Source organism: Actinomadura rugatobispora (genome assembly GCF_055379765.1).
The window spans coordinates 6,735,808-6,750,219 of record NZ_AP029191.1 but is presented as its reverse complement, the minus strand read 5'-3'; the positions used below and the strand labels follow the sequence as shown (position 1 = coordinate 6,750,219).

General features: G+C 73.3%; 13 protein-coding genes and 1 tRNA gene. 5 read left to right on the top strand and 9 right to left on the bottom strand.

All coding sequences use genetic code 11. The annotated features are described in order from the left end of the window. The first annotated feature begins 132 nt into the window (after positions 1-132). The 3 genes from ACZ466_RS30150 to ACZ466_RS30140 all read left to right on the top strand — a co-directional run bounded on the left by ACZ466_RS30150 (position 133) and on the right by ACZ466_RS30140 (position 3,501). On the top strand, positions 133-1,494 hold the full coding sequence (locus ACZ466_RS30150) for an outer membrane protein assembly factor BamB family protein (RefSeq protein ID WP_378287924.1): 1,362 nt from the start codon (positions 133-135) through the stop codon (positions 1,492-1,494). A gap of 283 nt (positions 1,495-1,777) precedes the next feature. Beyond that, entirely contained in the window at positions 1,778-2,998 is a 1,221-nt protein-coding gene (locus tag ACZ466_RS30145) for an acetyl-CoA C-acetyltransferase (protein ID WP_378287923.1), read from the top strand. Between the two features lie 275 nt (positions 2,999-3,273). Beyond that, the gene (locus ACZ466_RS30140) at positions 3,274-3,501 is read left to right on the top strand and encodes a DUF4287 domain-containing protein (RefSeq protein WP_378287922.1); all 228 of its coding nucleotides are present in this window, start codon (positions 3,274-3,276) and stop codon (positions 3,499-3,501) included. Positions 3,502-3,775: 274 nt separating this feature from the next. Here the strand turns inward: ACZ466_RS30140 and ACZ466_RS30135 are convergent, their stop codons facing one another. The 5 genes from ACZ466_RS30135 to ACZ466_RS30115 all read right to left on the bottom strand — a co-directional run bounded on the left by ACZ466_RS30135 (position 3,776) and on the right by ACZ466_RS30115 (position 8,869). Further along, positions 3,776-4,576: a Bax inhibitor-1/YccA family protein gene (locus ACZ466_RS30135; protein ID WP_378287921.1), complete on the bottom strand. Its 801-nt coding sequence runs from the start codon at positions 4,574-4,576 to the stop codon at positions 3,776-3,778. Positions 4,577-4,748: 172 nt separating this feature from the next. Then, a tRNA-Leu gene (locus ACZ466_RS30130) sits at positions 4,749-4,824 on the bottom strand. Positions 4,825-5,038: 214 nt separating this feature from the next. Continuing rightward, positions 5,039-6,316: a class I SAM-dependent methyltransferase gene (locus ACZ466_RS30125; RefSeq protein WP_378287920.1), complete on the bottom strand. Its 1,278-nt coding sequence runs from the start codon at positions 6,314-6,316 to the stop codon at positions 5,039-5,041. 38 nt (positions 6,317-6,354) lie between these two features. Continuing rightward, positions 6,355-7,749 (bottom strand): NAD(P)/FAD-dependent oxidoreductase, encoded by a 1,395-nt coding sequence (locus ACZ466_RS30120; RefSeq protein WP_378287919.1) that lies wholly within the window; start codon positions 7,747-7,749, stop codon positions 6,355-6,357. A 274-nt stretch (positions 7,750-8,023) separates the two neighbouring features. Beyond that, positions 8,024-8,869: a uracil-DNA glycosylase gene (locus ACZ466_RS30115; protein WP_378287918.1), complete on the bottom strand. Its 846-nt coding sequence runs from the start codon at positions 8,867-8,869 to the stop codon at positions 8,024-8,026. A 137-nt stretch (positions 8,870-9,006) separates the two neighbouring features. On the opposite strand from ACZ466_RS30115, the gene ACZ466_RS30110 reads away from it, so the two are divergent. Beyond that, positions 9,007-9,741, top strand: a complete 735-nt coding sequence (locus tag ACZ466_RS30110; protein ID WP_378287917.1) for a DUF2510 domain-containing protein — start codon at positions 9,007-9,009, stop codon at positions 9,739-9,741. A 3-nt stretch (positions 9,742-9,744) separates the two neighbouring features. On the opposite strand, the gene ACZ466_RS30105 is transcribed toward ACZ466_RS30110, so the two are convergent. The 4 genes from ACZ466_RS30105 to eno form a co-directional block, all read right to left on the bottom strand. Continuing rightward, complete coding sequence (locus tag ACZ466_RS30105; protein ID WP_378287916.1) at positions 9,745-10,677, bottom strand: Ppx/GppA phosphatase family protein; 933 nt, start codon at positions 10,675-10,677, stop codon at positions 9,745-9,747. After that, positions 10,674-11,210, bottom strand: a complete 537-nt coding sequence (locus ACZ466_RS30100; RefSeq protein WP_378287915.1) for a DUF501 domain-containing protein — start codon at positions 11,208-11,210, stop codon at positions 10,674-10,676. Before ACZ466_RS30100 ends, ACZ466_RS30105 begins: the two co-directional genes overlap by 4 nt. 67 nt (positions 11,211-11,277) lie before the next feature. Continuing rightward, complete coding sequence (locus ACZ466_RS30095) at positions 11,278-11,721, bottom strand: FtsB family cell division protein (RefSeq protein WP_378287914.1); 444 nt, start codon at positions 11,719-11,721, stop codon at positions 11,278-11,280. 6 nt (positions 11,722-11,727) lie between these two features. Further along, positions 11,728-13,011, bottom strand: coding sequence for a phosphopyruvate hydratase (gene eno / locus ACZ466_RS30090; RefSeq protein WP_378287913.1), 1,284 nt, complete (start codon positions 13,009-13,011; stop codon positions 11,728-11,730). A 332-nt stretch (positions 13,012-13,343) separates the two neighbouring features. Between eno and ACZ466_RS30085 the strand changes: the two genes are divergently transcribed. Beyond that, positions 13,344-14,294: a sulfite exporter TauE/SafE family protein gene (locus tag ACZ466_RS30085; protein WP_378287912.1), complete on the top strand. Its 951-nt coding sequence runs from the start codon at positions 13,344-13,346 to the stop codon at positions 14,292-14,294. Positions 14,295-14,412: the final 118 nt, after the last annotated feature.

Below are 14,412 nucleotides of genomic sequence, written 5' to 3'. Positions count from 1 at the left end.
GACACCCTCGTCCCGGCACGTCCACTCACGGATCACGGCGCCTGCCACGGCGCTCCCAGGGGGATACCAATGGCTCAGCCTACCCACAGGCAACTACCCTCCGTCGTCAATCGGACGCACAGCGTCAAAACCGTGCACGTCGCGACGCTCGGGGCGTTCTTCCTCGGATCGGCCGCCGCCGCGGGCTGCTCCGGCGGCCCCGACCCGTCGGCGCTGGCCGGGCAGGGCTGGACCGGCTCCGGGGTCAACTCGGTGAGCCGCCCGGTCGCCGGGGCGGGTGTGACCGCGGTGACCGGGCTGCGTCCCGACGGCTCGCTGGAGACCGCGGTGTTCGACCTGGCCGGGGGCAGGCGGCTGTGGACGCGTCCCGCGACGATGGTCGGGCGGCTGTCGGGCATGGGCGTCCAGTCCCCGGCCGTGACCGGGTCGCCGGGCAAGGGCCTGGTCACCGCGGTGGAGCCGCGCAAGACCGGCCGGTGGAACGCCGCGCTGGTGGCGCGCGACGCCCGTACCGGCGACGAGCGGTGGGCGCGGCCGGTCGACTCCACGTTCGGCCCGGTCCGCTGCGGCCCCAACGTCTGCCTGTCGGAGTTCACCGCCCGCGAGAACGCCCGGTTCGTCGCGCTCGACCCGGCCACCGGCCGGCCGCTGTGGCGGACGCCGGGCATCGCCGAGGTCGAGCATCAGGACGCGTCCAGGGCCGTGCTGTTCCGGATGGCGCGGCAGCCGTCGCTGGAGGCGCGCGACCTGAGGACCGGGCGGACGCTGTGGACGTTCCCGGTCGAGCGCGCCCTCGGCTCCGGCGTGAACCTCTCCGGCGGCTGGGCGTTCGGCGTGACCGCGCCCTCCGGCGGCGGCCCGGCGGGCGAGATGCTCGTCGGCTACATGGCCCCCTACCAGGCGCGCAAGGGCGGGTCGCTGTCGCCGTACGGGTTCTTCGGCCTGCGGCTGGCCGACGGCCGGCCGGTGTGGACGCGCAAGCGGCTGCTGCGCCTGTACCCCAGCGCCAACCCGGCGGTGGCGCTGTTCGCCCGGCAGGTCGGCCCGCGCGGCGGGTTCGGCGGGTTCGAGCGGCTCGATCCGCGCACCGGCCGCACGACCGCGACGCTCGCCGCGGACCGGGCGCCGCGCTCGCTGTGGTGGCTGTCGTTCCCGGCCGACCTGAGCAAGCTCGGGTTCGTGACGCAGGGGCGGCCCGGCGCCGCCTACCAGTTGCGCGACGGCGCCCGGGTCACCGACCGGGCGCTGCGCACCTGGTCGTTCTGCACGATGAACCCGCCCGAGCTGAAGATCACGGGCATGCGCGGGTTCTACCCGGTGGCGGCGCTGTGCGCCTACGACGTGGCCACCGGGCGGAAGGCGGCCTCGCCGGGGGCGCCGCCCGCCTGGTTCACCGGGTCGTCCGACGGCTGGCGGGTGTGGCGGGACGAGCGCGGCGCGGTGCACGGCGTGCGCGACGGCAGGGGCAGCGCACCGGGCATGTACGGGGCCTGACCCGGGTACGGATTCGGCGGGTACGGTTTCGGCGGGTACGGAGTGTGCGCGGCCACAGAGTTCGCGCCGGTGACATTACCGGATCACCAGCGGATACGCCGCGGCCAGCGTAAGGCCGCGCTTATCCCGCGGCCCCGCCGGCGATGCCCAGGCCCCGCGATGTACGCCTCCCGGAGCGGCGGCTACATTGCGATTGACCGGCGAGTAACCCAGCCAGGGCCGGGACGGCACCGGCCGCCGCCCGCACCCGCCGAGACAGGCCGCTGAGACAGGGAGATCCGCTATGCCCGAGGCAGTCATCGTCGCCACCGCCCGCTCGCCGATCGGCCGCGCTTTCAAGGGGTCGCTCAAGGAGATCCGCCCCGACGACATCGCCGTCCAGATGATCAAGGCCGCGACGGACCAGGTGCCGCAGCTGGACCCGTCCCAGATCGACGACCTGCTGCTGGGCTGCGGCCTGCCCGGCGGCGAGCAGGGCTACAACATGGCCCGGGTGGTGGCGGTGCTGCTCGGGTGGGACGGCGTGCCCGGCGCGACCGTCACCCGCTACTGCTCCTCCTCCCTGCAGACCACCCGGATGGCCTTCCACGCGATCAAGGCGGGCGAGGCCGACGTGATCGTCTCGGCCGGGGTGGAGACCGTCAGCCGGTTCCGCAAGGGCAGCGCCGACGGGCTGCCCGACACCCAGAACCCGCTGTTCGGCGAGGCCGAGGCCCGCTCGGCCAAGCGCGCCGAGGCCGGCTCCGACGCCTGGCGCGACCCGCGCGAGGACGGCGCCCTGCCCGACATCTACATCGCGATGGGCCAGACCGCCGAGAACATCGTGCAGCTGCGCGGCGTCTCCCGGCAGGCGCAGGACGAGTTCGGCGTGCGCTCGCAGAACCTGGCCGAGAAGGCGCTCGCCAACGGGTTCTGGGAGAAGGACATCACCCCGGTGACGCTGCCCGACGGCACCGTGGTCAGCAAGGACGACGGCCCGCGGCCCGGCACCACCTACGAGAAGGTGTCCCAGCTCCAGCCGTCGTTCCGTCCCGACGGCACGGTCACCGCGGGCAACTGCTGCCCGCTCAACGACGGCGCCGCCGCGGTCGTGATCATGAGCGACACCAAGGCCGCCGAGCTGGGCCTCACCCCGCTGGCCCGGATCGTGTCCACCGGTGTCACCGGGCTCTCGCCCGAGATCATGGGGCTGGGCCCGGTCGAGGCGTCCCGCCAGGCGCTGGCCAGGGCGGGCATGACCATCGACGACATCGACCTGGTCGAGATCAACGAGGCGTTCGCCGCGCAGGTGCTGCCCTCGGCCGAGGACCTGGGCATCGACCTCGACAAGCTCAACGTCAACGGCGGCGCCATCGCGGTCGGCCACCCGTTCGGCATGACGGGCGCCCGCATCACCTCCACGCTGATCAACAGCCTGCGCTTCCATGACAAGCAGTTCGGGCTGGAGACCATGTGCGTGGGCGGCGGCCAGGGCATGGCGATGGTCCTGGAGCGGCTCAGCTGAGTCGCGGAGCGGGCGTTCCGGACGTCGATCGAGGCGGGTACCGCCAGGTTTCGGACGGTCCCGTAAGGGCCGTTCAACGGGCGTACACCGTGCGTTCGCCGGACGCGTGAGGGGTGGCCCGGGCGCGTGCGCCCGGGCCACCTGCGCGTTCTCCGAAGATCGTCACGTTACGAATGATCTACGTAACGTCATGGATAGGTCCCCGTTAGGGGGTTGTCACATCGGAGGAGGTGTTGCAGAGTGCCAGGAAGAGCCCCGCGACCTGGAGGTGCCAATTGTCACTGAACCACTCGCCGGAGACGCACAACAAGCTCATCGCCCGCATTCCGCATGTCACAGGACGTGACATCCCCGAGTGGTTCACCACCATCGAGAACGGCCCGAGCTTCACCCGATGCGAGGAGCGCAGCAACTGGCTGGCCGACGAGCACGGCCTCTCGCACGGCTACGCTTCCGCCCTGGTGCGCGAGCACGAGCGCACCCGCCGGGCCCGCCACTACTGACGCACACGACACGACTGCACGGTTCCCAGAGCTTGTTCGAACGTGCACGCAGCCCCCGCGCACGCCCCGGCGCGAAACCTGCGTGTTGCGGTCCGGCCCGCCGTGGGATGATCCCCGCCGCCGTAGCCGCGTCGCGGTACGGCCCAGGCGCCGAGCCGGACCGCAACAGATCAGCCCCCTGCCGCTCGTACCGGCAGGGGGCTGATCGCTGTTGTCCGCGGGCGCTCGGCTGCGGGGCGCGGGCGCTTCGCTGCGAGACCGTCGTCGGCGTCGGCTAGTCGCGGCCGCCGCTGAAGTAGGACATGAAGCGCAGCATCTCCAGGTAGATCCAGACCAGGCTGAGCACCAGGCCGAACGCGCAGAACCAGGCGAACTTCTCGGGCGCGCCCTGCTTGACGCCGGTCTCGATCGCGTCGAAGTCGAGCAGCAGGAAGAAGCACCCGATCAGGATCGCCGCGACGCTGAACACGTAGGCGAGCGGGTTACCGGGGTCGCGAATGCCGATACCGGTGTCCGGGCCGAAGATCTGCACCACCAGGTTGACCAGCATCAGGCCGATCAGGGCCAGCCCGGCCGCCATCACGAACCGGGCGAATTTCGGCGTCACCCGAATGATCTTCAGCGCGTGCACGGCCAGCATGGCGCCGAACGCCAGAGCGGTGCCGATGATCGCCTGGAAGACCACGCCGTGGTAGAGATCGTTGTAGGCGTTGCTGATGATGCCGACCGCGACGCCGTACACCGCGGCGAACGCCAGCACCAGCGGCGCGTTGGCCTTGCGGCCGAAGGTGATGAACGCCCAGATGCCCAGCTCGGCGACCAGCGTGACCACCAGCACCGGCACGGCCAGCTCGGCGGGCACCAGCGCCCAGGCCAGCGCGGCGGTGATCACCAGCGTCACCAGCGTGAGGAAGCCGCGGACCACCACGTCGTCGATGGTCATCGGCCGCGTGGCCGGCGGGGCGTAGGAGGGCGCGTCGTACATGTCCTGCAACTGGTGGGCGGAGGGCGCGCCTTGCCCGCCCTGCTGCCCGAAGGCGTTACCACCCCGGAACGCGGGGTTCCTGCTCTCCATCCGGAGCCTCCACTCTGGGCGACCTTTCCTGATCAGTCTAGACGTCTGAGCAGGCGCGGATGTTCCCCGGAACGTGTCGGTGTGATATCGGAAACGCCGTCCGGCTCGCCGGCCGCGCGGCGCCCGAAGGCCGAAGACCGGCCGGCACCTCGGGGAGGCGCCGGCCGGGCGGTGGTGCCCCCGGTCGGATTCGAACCGACACATAAGCTCTTTTAGGGAGCCTGCCTCTGCCATTGGGCTACAGGGGCGGCGTAATCATACCGGTTCACATTGAAGGTGTTCGAAGCCTCAGACAAGCGATATTCGGTCGAGACCGCTTTTTCCGCGGTGCGGCGCCGCGCGCCCGCTCGCTCCCGCTCGATCCGCGGCGGCAACGGACGGTTCGGCGCGCTACGCGATATTTTCCCGTTCCAGCGCGGGCGTACCGTAAAAGAAACGGAGGGCGGCGCCGGGGGCGGCGCATCACGGCACCACGTATCCCGGGACGGCCCGTCCCTCGACCAGGGTGGTGCCCGCGCGGCCGTCGCGGTCGCGCCGGATCGCGCGGATCTCGTGCACGCCGATCCGGCCGTTCTCGCAGGCCAGCGCCGAGGCGGCGAGGTAGAGCAGCCAGACCCGGGCGCGGCCCGTGCCGGCCAGCTCGGCGCACTCGGCCCAGTGCCGCTCCAGGTTGGCGGCCCAGGCGCGCAGGGTGCGGGCGTGGTGCTCGCGCAGCGCGCCGACGCCGCGGACCTCCAGCCCGGCGTCCTCCAGCGCGCCGACCAGCTCACCGAGCGGGACCAGCTCGGCGTCCTCGGGGAACATGTAGCTGGTGGTGAACGTGCGCCGCACCCGGTGCGGACCCGGGCGCCGCACCGGCTGCTGGATGACCAGCCGCCCGCCCGGGGCGAGCAGCTCGTACAGGTGCGGGACGTCGCGCTCCAGCGGCTCGACCCCGGACAGGCCCACGATGGCGTCGTAAGGGCCGCCGCCCGCGGCGTCCAGTTCCCAGCCGGGCGCCGTCACCCGCTCCGCCACGCCGGCCTCGGCGGCGCGTTCCTCGAGGTGGGCGGCCTGCTCGGGGGTACGGGTCAGCGCCACGACCCGGGCGCCGTGGCAGGCGGCGACGTGGACGGCGAGCGCGCCCCACCCGGCGTTGAGGTCGAGCACCCGCGCGCCCTGGAACAGGCCGAGGCGTTCGGTGACCGACTCCACCGCGGTCCGCTGGGCGTCGTCGAGGTCGACGGCCTCGTCCCACAGGCCGCTGGCGTGCGCCATCTCGGGCCCGAGCATCCGGGCGAAGAACGCGGCCGACTCCTGGAGCGGCCCGGAGGAGCGGTCGCCGCGGCGGCCGGGCGGGAACTCCTCGGGCGGCGGCTTGGGCTCGGGCCCGACGGCGCCGAGCATCACCGCGGTACGGACGATCTCCCGCTTGTCGTCGCTGCTCAGCCGGATCGGCTCGTCGCCGCTGCGCATCACCCGCTGCACGGCGCCCAGCGCGGCGAACACGTCGCCCTCGATGTCCAGCTCGCCCGCCACGTACGCGCGGACCAGGCCCATCTCGCCGGGCTTCCACAGCAGCCGGCGCAGCGCCCGGCGGTGCCGGATGACGAACGCGGGCACGCCCGCGGGGCCGACGACGCTGCCGTCCCAGGCGCGGACCTGAATCGGCAGGTCGGCCGCGGCGGCGCCGTCCCGCTCGTCACCCAGCATGATCGTGGTGAGCAGCGGGGCCAGCCGGGAGGCCACACCCTCATGCATCGGCGGCCGTACCTCCCTTCCGGCCGCGGCGACGGGCGTCACCGGGCCACGGTGCCCCGCCGGCCGGCCGCGAGCTCGAACTCGTGGCGAGGCCGTTCCAGCTCGCCCAGCGAGACCACCTCGCGGTGGAAGAACAGCGCCAGCGTCCAGTCGGCGGTGATCCGCATCTTACGGTTGGTCGTCGGCATCCGGGACAGGTGGTAGGTCCTGTGCATCAACCAGGCGAGCAGGCCGCGCACCTTCAGCCCGTAGACGTTGGCCACCCCCTTGTGGAGACCGAGCCCCGCCACCGACCCGAGATAGGCGTGCACGTAGGGCTTGCGGGGCTTGCCGCGCAGATCGGCCACGATGTTGTCGCCGAGCCGCCTGGACTGCCGGACGGCGTGCTGCGCGTTGGGAGCACAGTACTCGCCCGTGTCGGTGAGGTCGGGCACCCTGGCGTTGTCGCCCGCCGCGTAGACGCCGTCCAGACCCTCGACGGTGAGCTCGGCGGTGCACTTGATCCGGCCCTTGTCGTCGATCGGCAGGTCCCCCTCGCCCACGACCGGGTGGGGTTTGACGCCGGCCGTCCACACCAGCGTCCCGGCGTCGAACTCCTCGCCGTCGCTGAGCACGATGTGCCGGTTCTCCGCCGACTTCAGCAGGGTCTCGAGCCGGACCTCGATGCCGCGGCGGCGCAGGGCCTCGGCCGTCCAGCGGCCCATCTCGGGGCCGACCTCGGGCAGGATCCGGTCGGTGGCCTCGACCATCATCCAGCGCATGTCGTCGGCGTCGATGTTCGGGTACCACTTGCACGCGTCCCGGGCCATGTCCTCCAGCTCGGCCAGCGCCTCCACCCCGGCGAACCCGGCGCCGACGAAGACGAACGTCAGCGCCCTGCGGCGGGCCCGCTCGTCGGCCTCCGACACCGGTGAGCCGTCCCGCACCGCGGTGAGGGACGCCGCGGTGTCGAGCTGCCGGATCACGTGGTTGCGCAGGTAGATGGCCTCCTCCACGGTCTTGAACCCGATGCCGCACTCGGCCAGGCCGGGGATCGGGAGGGTGCGGGAGACCGAGCCGGCCGCGACCACCAGGTGGTCGTAGCCCATCTCCTGGACGCCGCCGGCGGCCTCCGCGCCCGTGGGGCAGAACTCGATCCGGCGGCGGGCGGTCTCGATCCGGGTCACATGGCCGTTGATGATCGTGCAGCGGCGCAGCACCCGGCGCAGCGGCGCCACCACGTGCCGGGGCTCCAGGTTGCCCGCCGCCGCCTCGGGCAGGAAGGGCTGGTAGGTCATGTACGACTGGGGCTCGATGACGGTGACGACGACCTCGCCCCGGCGCAGCTCGCGGCGCAGCTTCCGCTGGAGCCGGAGCGCCGTGTACATGCCGACGTAGCCGCCGCCGACGATCACGACGTGCCTGGCGGATTCCGTTGGAGGTTCAGCAGCCATGCCCGTCCGGTACCCGTTCGGGGGCATCGCTCACCGTGACCCGGGGCACGGACGACATTCCCGGAAATCCCCCTGTTCGCCGCGAACCTCTGGGCTCCCGGCGGCATCTCACAGGATGTATCGGAGGAACGGCGGCGGGACAGGGCCCGACGGGGGCGCCAAGCGGCCGGGACGGCGATCGCTTCGCGGGGTTGCGATCGCCTCTCGTCCGCTTGGCCACGGCCCTGCCCCGCCGTTCGCCGTCCTCCGGGGGGAGTGACGGCTCCCACCGCTCTCAGGCGGGCGGCGGCAGGCCCGCGACGTCCCGGGCCCGCGCGAAGAGCTCGTCCAGCATCGCCTCGGTGACCCGGCCGGTGAAGGTGTTCTGCTGGCTCGGGTGGTAGCAGCCCAGCATCGCCACCGGCTCCCCCGCCGGGGACGTGATCTCGATCTGCACGCCGTGCCCGAACGCCGGCCGGGGACGCGGCAGCCCGTACCCCGCCTGCCTGAGCGCCGGCCAGGCCCCCTGCCAGGCGTAGCCGCCCAGCGCCACCACGCACCGCACCGACGGCGCCATCTGCGCCACCTCGCGGGCCAGCCAGGGCAGGCACGCCGCCCGCTCCGCCGGGGTCGGCTTGTTGTCGGGCGGCGCGCAGCGGACCGTCGCCGCCACCCGCGCCCCGAGCAGCCGCTGCCCGTCCCCCGCCCGGACGCTGGTGGGCAGCGCGGCCAGACCCACCCGGTGCAGCGAGGCGAACAGCCAGTCGCCGGAACGGTCCCCGGTGAAGATCCGCCCGGTGCGGTTGCCGCCGTGCGCCGCCGGGGCCAGCCCCACGATCAGGATCGCGGGCGCGTCGTCGCCCCAGCCCGGCACCGGACGCCCCCAGTACTCCTCCGCGGCGAACGCGCGGCGCCGCTCCACCGCGACCCGCTCCCGCCACTCCACCAGCCGGTCACACGCCCGGCAGACCGACTGCCGGGCGCACAGCTCCGCCGGCCCGGACGAGGAGGCCGCCAGCCCGGCCACCTCCGCCGCGTCGTGCGCGACGGGCGTGCCGGGCGCCGCGGGGTCCTCGGGCCAGCCCGTCCCGGGCGGCACGAACGGTCTCCTCCCGTCGTTTCGCTCCGTTCGCTCGGTCATGAGGCGATCCTTCCACGCGTCCGGAGTGCGGTGCGGCGAGCGTCACGCGGGCCGGTTCCGGTCGGACAACCGTCCATATTTCCCCAGGTCGTGTCGGTACGATGCGGATCGCCGGAGCGCCGAAGCGGAGGCATGCCTTGTCCCAACCGGGCTGGTACCCCGATCCCAAGGGGAGCGGCAGCCTGCGCTGGTGGAACGGGCAGCACTGGACCGAGAACCTCAACCCGGAGCCGCCCGCGGCGTCCCGGCGTCCGCCTGCCGAGGCCCCGCTGCACGCGCCCCCGTACGCGAGGGCGGTCGACGCCACCGTGCGCGGCGTCCTGCTGCACGCCGACGAGCGGGCGGTGACCTACGGCGGAGCCTCGCTCCCCTGGGGACACGTGGAATGGGTGGCCTACTGGGCGGCGACCCCGCCCGGCGAGCGCAAGCGGCCGCCCCCCGTCCAGTGGATCTTCCAGGCCGGGCGGCACCCCTTCCACGGCGGGCCCCGCGTCGAGGTCGTCCTCGACGACCTGACCGTGACCGCGAACGACCCGGCGGCCGCGGGCGGCCGGGCGGAGGCGGTCTGGCGGGAGCTGGTCGAGCTGTGCCGGGCGTGCGCCGAGCGGCGCCTGGTGGACGAACTGGTCCGCAGCGTGCGGGGCGGCGGCTCCGTCGACGTGGCGCAGGGCCTGACCGTGCACCCCGGCGGGGTGCGCGGCGAACGGGTGTCGCTGAGCTGGTCGGCGATCTCCGGCGCCGTGCTGGAGAACGGCCGGGTCTGGATCCGCCAGTCGAACGGCACCGCCCCGATCCTCTACGTCCCGCAGCAGAACCCGAACGCGGTCCTCATCCCCGCGCTGCTGGCCGGCCTCGGCGGTCCGCTCCGCTGAGGCTCAGGCCAGGGACCAGGCGATGCCGTCCAGGATGTCGTGCTCGCTGACCACCACCGCGCCGAACCCGTACTCGCGCATGATCCGGTCCAGGATGAGCGCGCCGGTGCCGATCACGTCGACCCGGCCGGGGTGCATGACGCCGATCGCGGCCCGCTCGGCGCGGGTCGCGTGCAGCAGGTCGCGGGTCACCTCGTGCACCTGGGCGGCGGTGATGCGGGACAGGTGGATGCGCTCCGAGTCGTACTCGGGCAGGCCGAGGGCGATCCCGGCGACCGTGGTCACCGAGCCGGCCAGGCCCACCAGGGTGCGGGCCTCGTCCACCGGGACGGCCTCGCGGACCCGCTCCAGCGCGCTCTCGATGTCGGCCACCGCGGAGGTGATCTGCTCCGGGGACGGCGGGTCGCCGTCCCGCAGGTGCCGCTCGGTCAGCCGGACGCACCCGATGTCCACCGACAGCGCGGCCTGCACCTCGGAGCTGCCCAGCACGAACTCGGTGGAGCCGCCCCCGATGTCGACGACCAGGTAGGGGCGGGCGGGACGCAGCGCGGCCAGCTCCCGGGTGGCGCCCGCGAACGACAGCGCGGCCTCCTCGGCACCGGTGATCACCTCGGGCACCACGCCGAAGATGTCCACCACGCCGGCCACGAAGTCGGCCCGGTTGGCGGCGTCCCGGGTCGCGCTGGTCGCCACCACCCGGGTCTTCTCGGCGCCGTGCCGGTCGATCAGGGCGGCGTAGCCGCGCATCGCGGCGAAGGTGCGCTCCAGCGCCGCGGGCGCCAGCCGTCCCGTCTCGTCGACGCCCTCGCCCAGCCGGACGATCTCCATCAGGCGTTCCACGTCGGTCAGCGTCCCGCCGTCGTCGGAGGTGACGACATCGGCGATCAGCAGGCGGACGGAGTTGGTCCCGCAGTCGACGGCGGCGACGCGCGTCATCGAGCCTCCTCGGTGGCGGCGTCGGTCGGATGCCGGTCGGGGCCGGCGCAGGGGCTCGAGCGCCACCACTCGGGCAGCGCGTCCAGGGCCTCGCGGCCGAACGGGTTGGCGCCCGGGACCGCGAGCTCGTGCGCGACCAGGGCGTGCAGGCACTTGACGCGCTCCGGCATGCCGCCCGCGCTCTGCGTGCCCGGCGGCAGCGGCTCCACGTCCTCCTCGCGCGCCGCCTCGTCGCGGCGGCGCAGGTAGTCCTCGTGCGCGGCGGTGTAGGCGGCGCGCAGCTTCGGGTCGGCGGCCAGCCGCTCCTGCATCTCCCGCATCGCGCCCGAGCCCTCCAGCGTGCCGATGGCCGAGTTGGCCCTGGGGCAGGTGAGGTAGAAGAGCGTGGGGAACGGCGTGCCGCCGGGCAGCCGCGGCGCCGTCTCGATCACGGCCGGCGCGCCGCACGGGCAGCGGTGCGCCACCCGCCGCAGCCCGCGCGGCGGACGGCCCAGCTGCGCCGCGACCGCGGCCTCGTCACGTTCGTCGATCATCTGAATCCGTTGGTCCCCACCCGTGCGTGATCGTGTGCTTGCCGGCCGCCCGCCGCCCGGTGCGGGGTCAGCGGGGCCGGTCCGCGGCCTCCACCGACCGCCAGAGCGTCTCGTACCAGGGCGGCTTCTCCCGCGGGCCGCCGCTGCGCGGCTGCTGCCCGTCGCCACCGCCGCCGTCCAGAACGATGTAGCACTTCACTCCCGGCTCGCAGTAGTGGAGCCTTCGTGTCGCCTCACGCTTAATGTACGACTCCTCCCCCAACCGCCGCTTGTGTTGGGCGAGTTCCTCCACCTGCCCGCGCGCCACGCGCTCCTTGTGCTTGAGCTCGGCGATCTGCTGGCGCTGCGCCACGTACTCGCGCACCGGGTAGGCCAGGCTCAGCGCGATCGCGCAGACCACCACGGCCAGGATCGCGGCGCGGCTGGTCAGCGCCGGGTTGGTCCGCGGTTGCCGGGAGCCCCGGGGGGTCGTCCCCCCGGAGCCGTCCCGCTCGTCGCCGCCCCGCGCCAAGGCGGATCAGCCCTGCCGGTCGAAGCGCGGGAACGCGCCGGCGCCGGCGTAGCGGGCCGCGTCGCCGAGCAGTTCCTCGATGCGCAGCAGCTGGTTGTACTTGGCGACCCGGTCGCTGCGGGCGGGGGCGCCGGTCTTGATCTGGCCGCAGTTGGTGGCGACGGCCAGGTCGGCGATGGTGGTGTCCTCGGTCTCGCCGGACCGGTGGCTCATCATGCAGCGGTAGCCGCTGGTCTGCGCCAGGGTGACCGCGTCCAGGGTCTCGGTGAGGGTGCCGATCTGGTTGACCTTGACCAGCAGCGCGTTGGCGGTGCCGGAGTCGATGCCGCGGGCCAGCCGCTCGGGGTTGGTGACGAACAGGTCGTCGCCGACCAGCTGGACGCGGGAGCCGACGGCGTCGGTCAGCGCCTTCCAGCCGTCCCAGTCCTCCTCGTCGAGCGGGTCCTCGATGGACACCAGCGGGTAGCCGTCCAGCAGCTCGGCGTAGTAGGTCGCCATCTCCTCGGCGGAGCGCTTGGCGCCCTCGAACTCGTAGGCGCCGCCGGAGTGGAACTCGGTGGCCGCCACGTCCAGGGCGAGCACGATGTCGCGGCCCGGGGTGAACCCGGCCTTGCGGACGGCCTCCAGGATGAGGTCGAGCGCCTCCCGGTTGCTGGGCAGGTCGGGGGCGAAGCCGCCCTCGTCGCCCAGGCCGGTGCTCAGCCCCTTGCCCTTCAGGACGGACTTGAGCGCGTGGTAGGTCTCGGCGCCCCAGCGGACCGCCTCGGAGAACGTCGGCGCCCCGATCGGGGCGATCATGAACTCCTGGATGTCGACGTTGCTGTCGGCGTGCGCCCCGCCGTTGAGGATGTTCATCATCGGGACCGGCAGCAGGTGGGCGTTGGGGCCGCCCACGTACCGGAACAGCGGCAGCCCGGCCGACTCGGCCGCGGCCTTGGCCACCGCCAGGCTGACGCCGAGGATGGCGTTGGCGCCCAGCTCGGACTTGCCGGGGGTGCCGTCGAGGTCGAGCAGCAGCTGGTCGATCAGGCGCTGCTCGTCGGCCGGGTAGCCGACCAGGCGCTCGTCGATGGTGTCGTTGACGGCCTTGACCGCCTTCCGCACGCCCTTGCCGCCGTAGCGCTCGTCGCCGTCGCGCAGCTCGACGGCCTCGAACTGGCCGGTGGAGGCGCCGCTGGGGACGGCGGCGTGCGCCTCGGTCCCGTCGGCGAGCAGCACCTCGACCTCGACGGTCGGGTTGCCGCGAGAGTCCAGGATCTCCCGGGCGAGGACGGCCTCGATCGACGACACGGGCATCTCCCTGTTGGTCCGTTCGGCTGGTGCGTTTCCGGCGGCACGCCGCCGCCGCCGACATGGGCGCCGGCCGCGGGCGTACGGCACACGAGCCTATCCGCGCCGCGCCCCGGTCACCCAACTGGCACGCCCGTTCCCCCGGAACCGCCCCATAAGGGGACCCCCCGGAACCGATGCGGAGGCCGAAGTCGGACGACCGCCCACTTGACGTGGCAATCCAGGGCTTGTCTACTATGAAAACCAACCAAACTAAAATAGTAGGAAATAGATCAAGACCGGCGTTCCCCTGACGCCGCCCTCCCCCCCTGCACCTCCCTGGTGGTGAACCTGTGCGCAAACTCGTCCTGCTAGCCCTGGTCGGCCTGGGCGCCCAACTCGTCGACGGCAGCCTCGGCATGGCCTACGGGGTCACGTCGACCACGCTGCTGCTGGCCATCGGCACCAACCCGGCCGCCGCCTCGGCCACCGTCCACCTGGCCGAGATCGGGACCACGCTGGTCTCGGGCGCCTCGCACTGGCGGTTCGGCAACGTCGACTGGAAGGTCGTCGCCAAGATCGGCATCCCCGGAGCCGTGGGCGCGTTCGCCGGCGCCACCTTCCTCTCCGGGCTCTCCACCGAGACCGCCGAACCGGTCATGGCGATCATCCTGCTGACCCTCGGCCTCTACGTCCTGGTCCGCTTCACCCTCCGGGGCCTGCGCCGCGACCAGCTCGGCAAGCCGCTGCGCAAGCGGTTCCTCGGCCCGCTCGGCCTGGTCGCCGGGTTCGTCGACTCCACCGGAGGCGGCGGCTGGGGCCCCGTCGGCACCCCCGCCATCCTGGCCAGCGGCCGCCTGGAGCCCCGCAAGACCATCGGCTCCATCGACACCAGCGAGTTCCTCATCGCCGTCGCCGCCAGCGTCGGGTTCATCATCGGCATCGGCTCCGAGGACATCGACTTCACCTGGGTCGCCGCCCTCCTCATCGGCGGCGTCATCGCCGCCCCCATCGCCGCCTGGCTGGTGCGGCACGTGCCCCCGCGCGTCCTGGGCAGCGCCGTCGGCGGCCTCATCATCCTCACCAACAGCCGCACCCTGCTGCGCAGCGACTGGATCGACGCGCCCGACGGCGTCCGGTACGCCTTCTACGTGGTCATCTACGCCGTCTGGGCCGCCGCGCTGGCCTACTCCATCCGCCAGCACCTGGCCGAGCGGGACCTGGAGCCGCCGGCCGGCGAGCCCGCCGTCACCGAAGGGCAGACCCCGCCCGACACCGACAAGGCCGCCGCCCCCTCCGCCTGAGGGCCCGCGCGGACGGGAGCACCGCCCGCACCACGCCCCTGACCGGGGCCGGCCACCGAGCCCGGCCGATCGCCGCAGACACCCTGTTGGCCATCGGCCGGGCTCACTTTTACCTTCT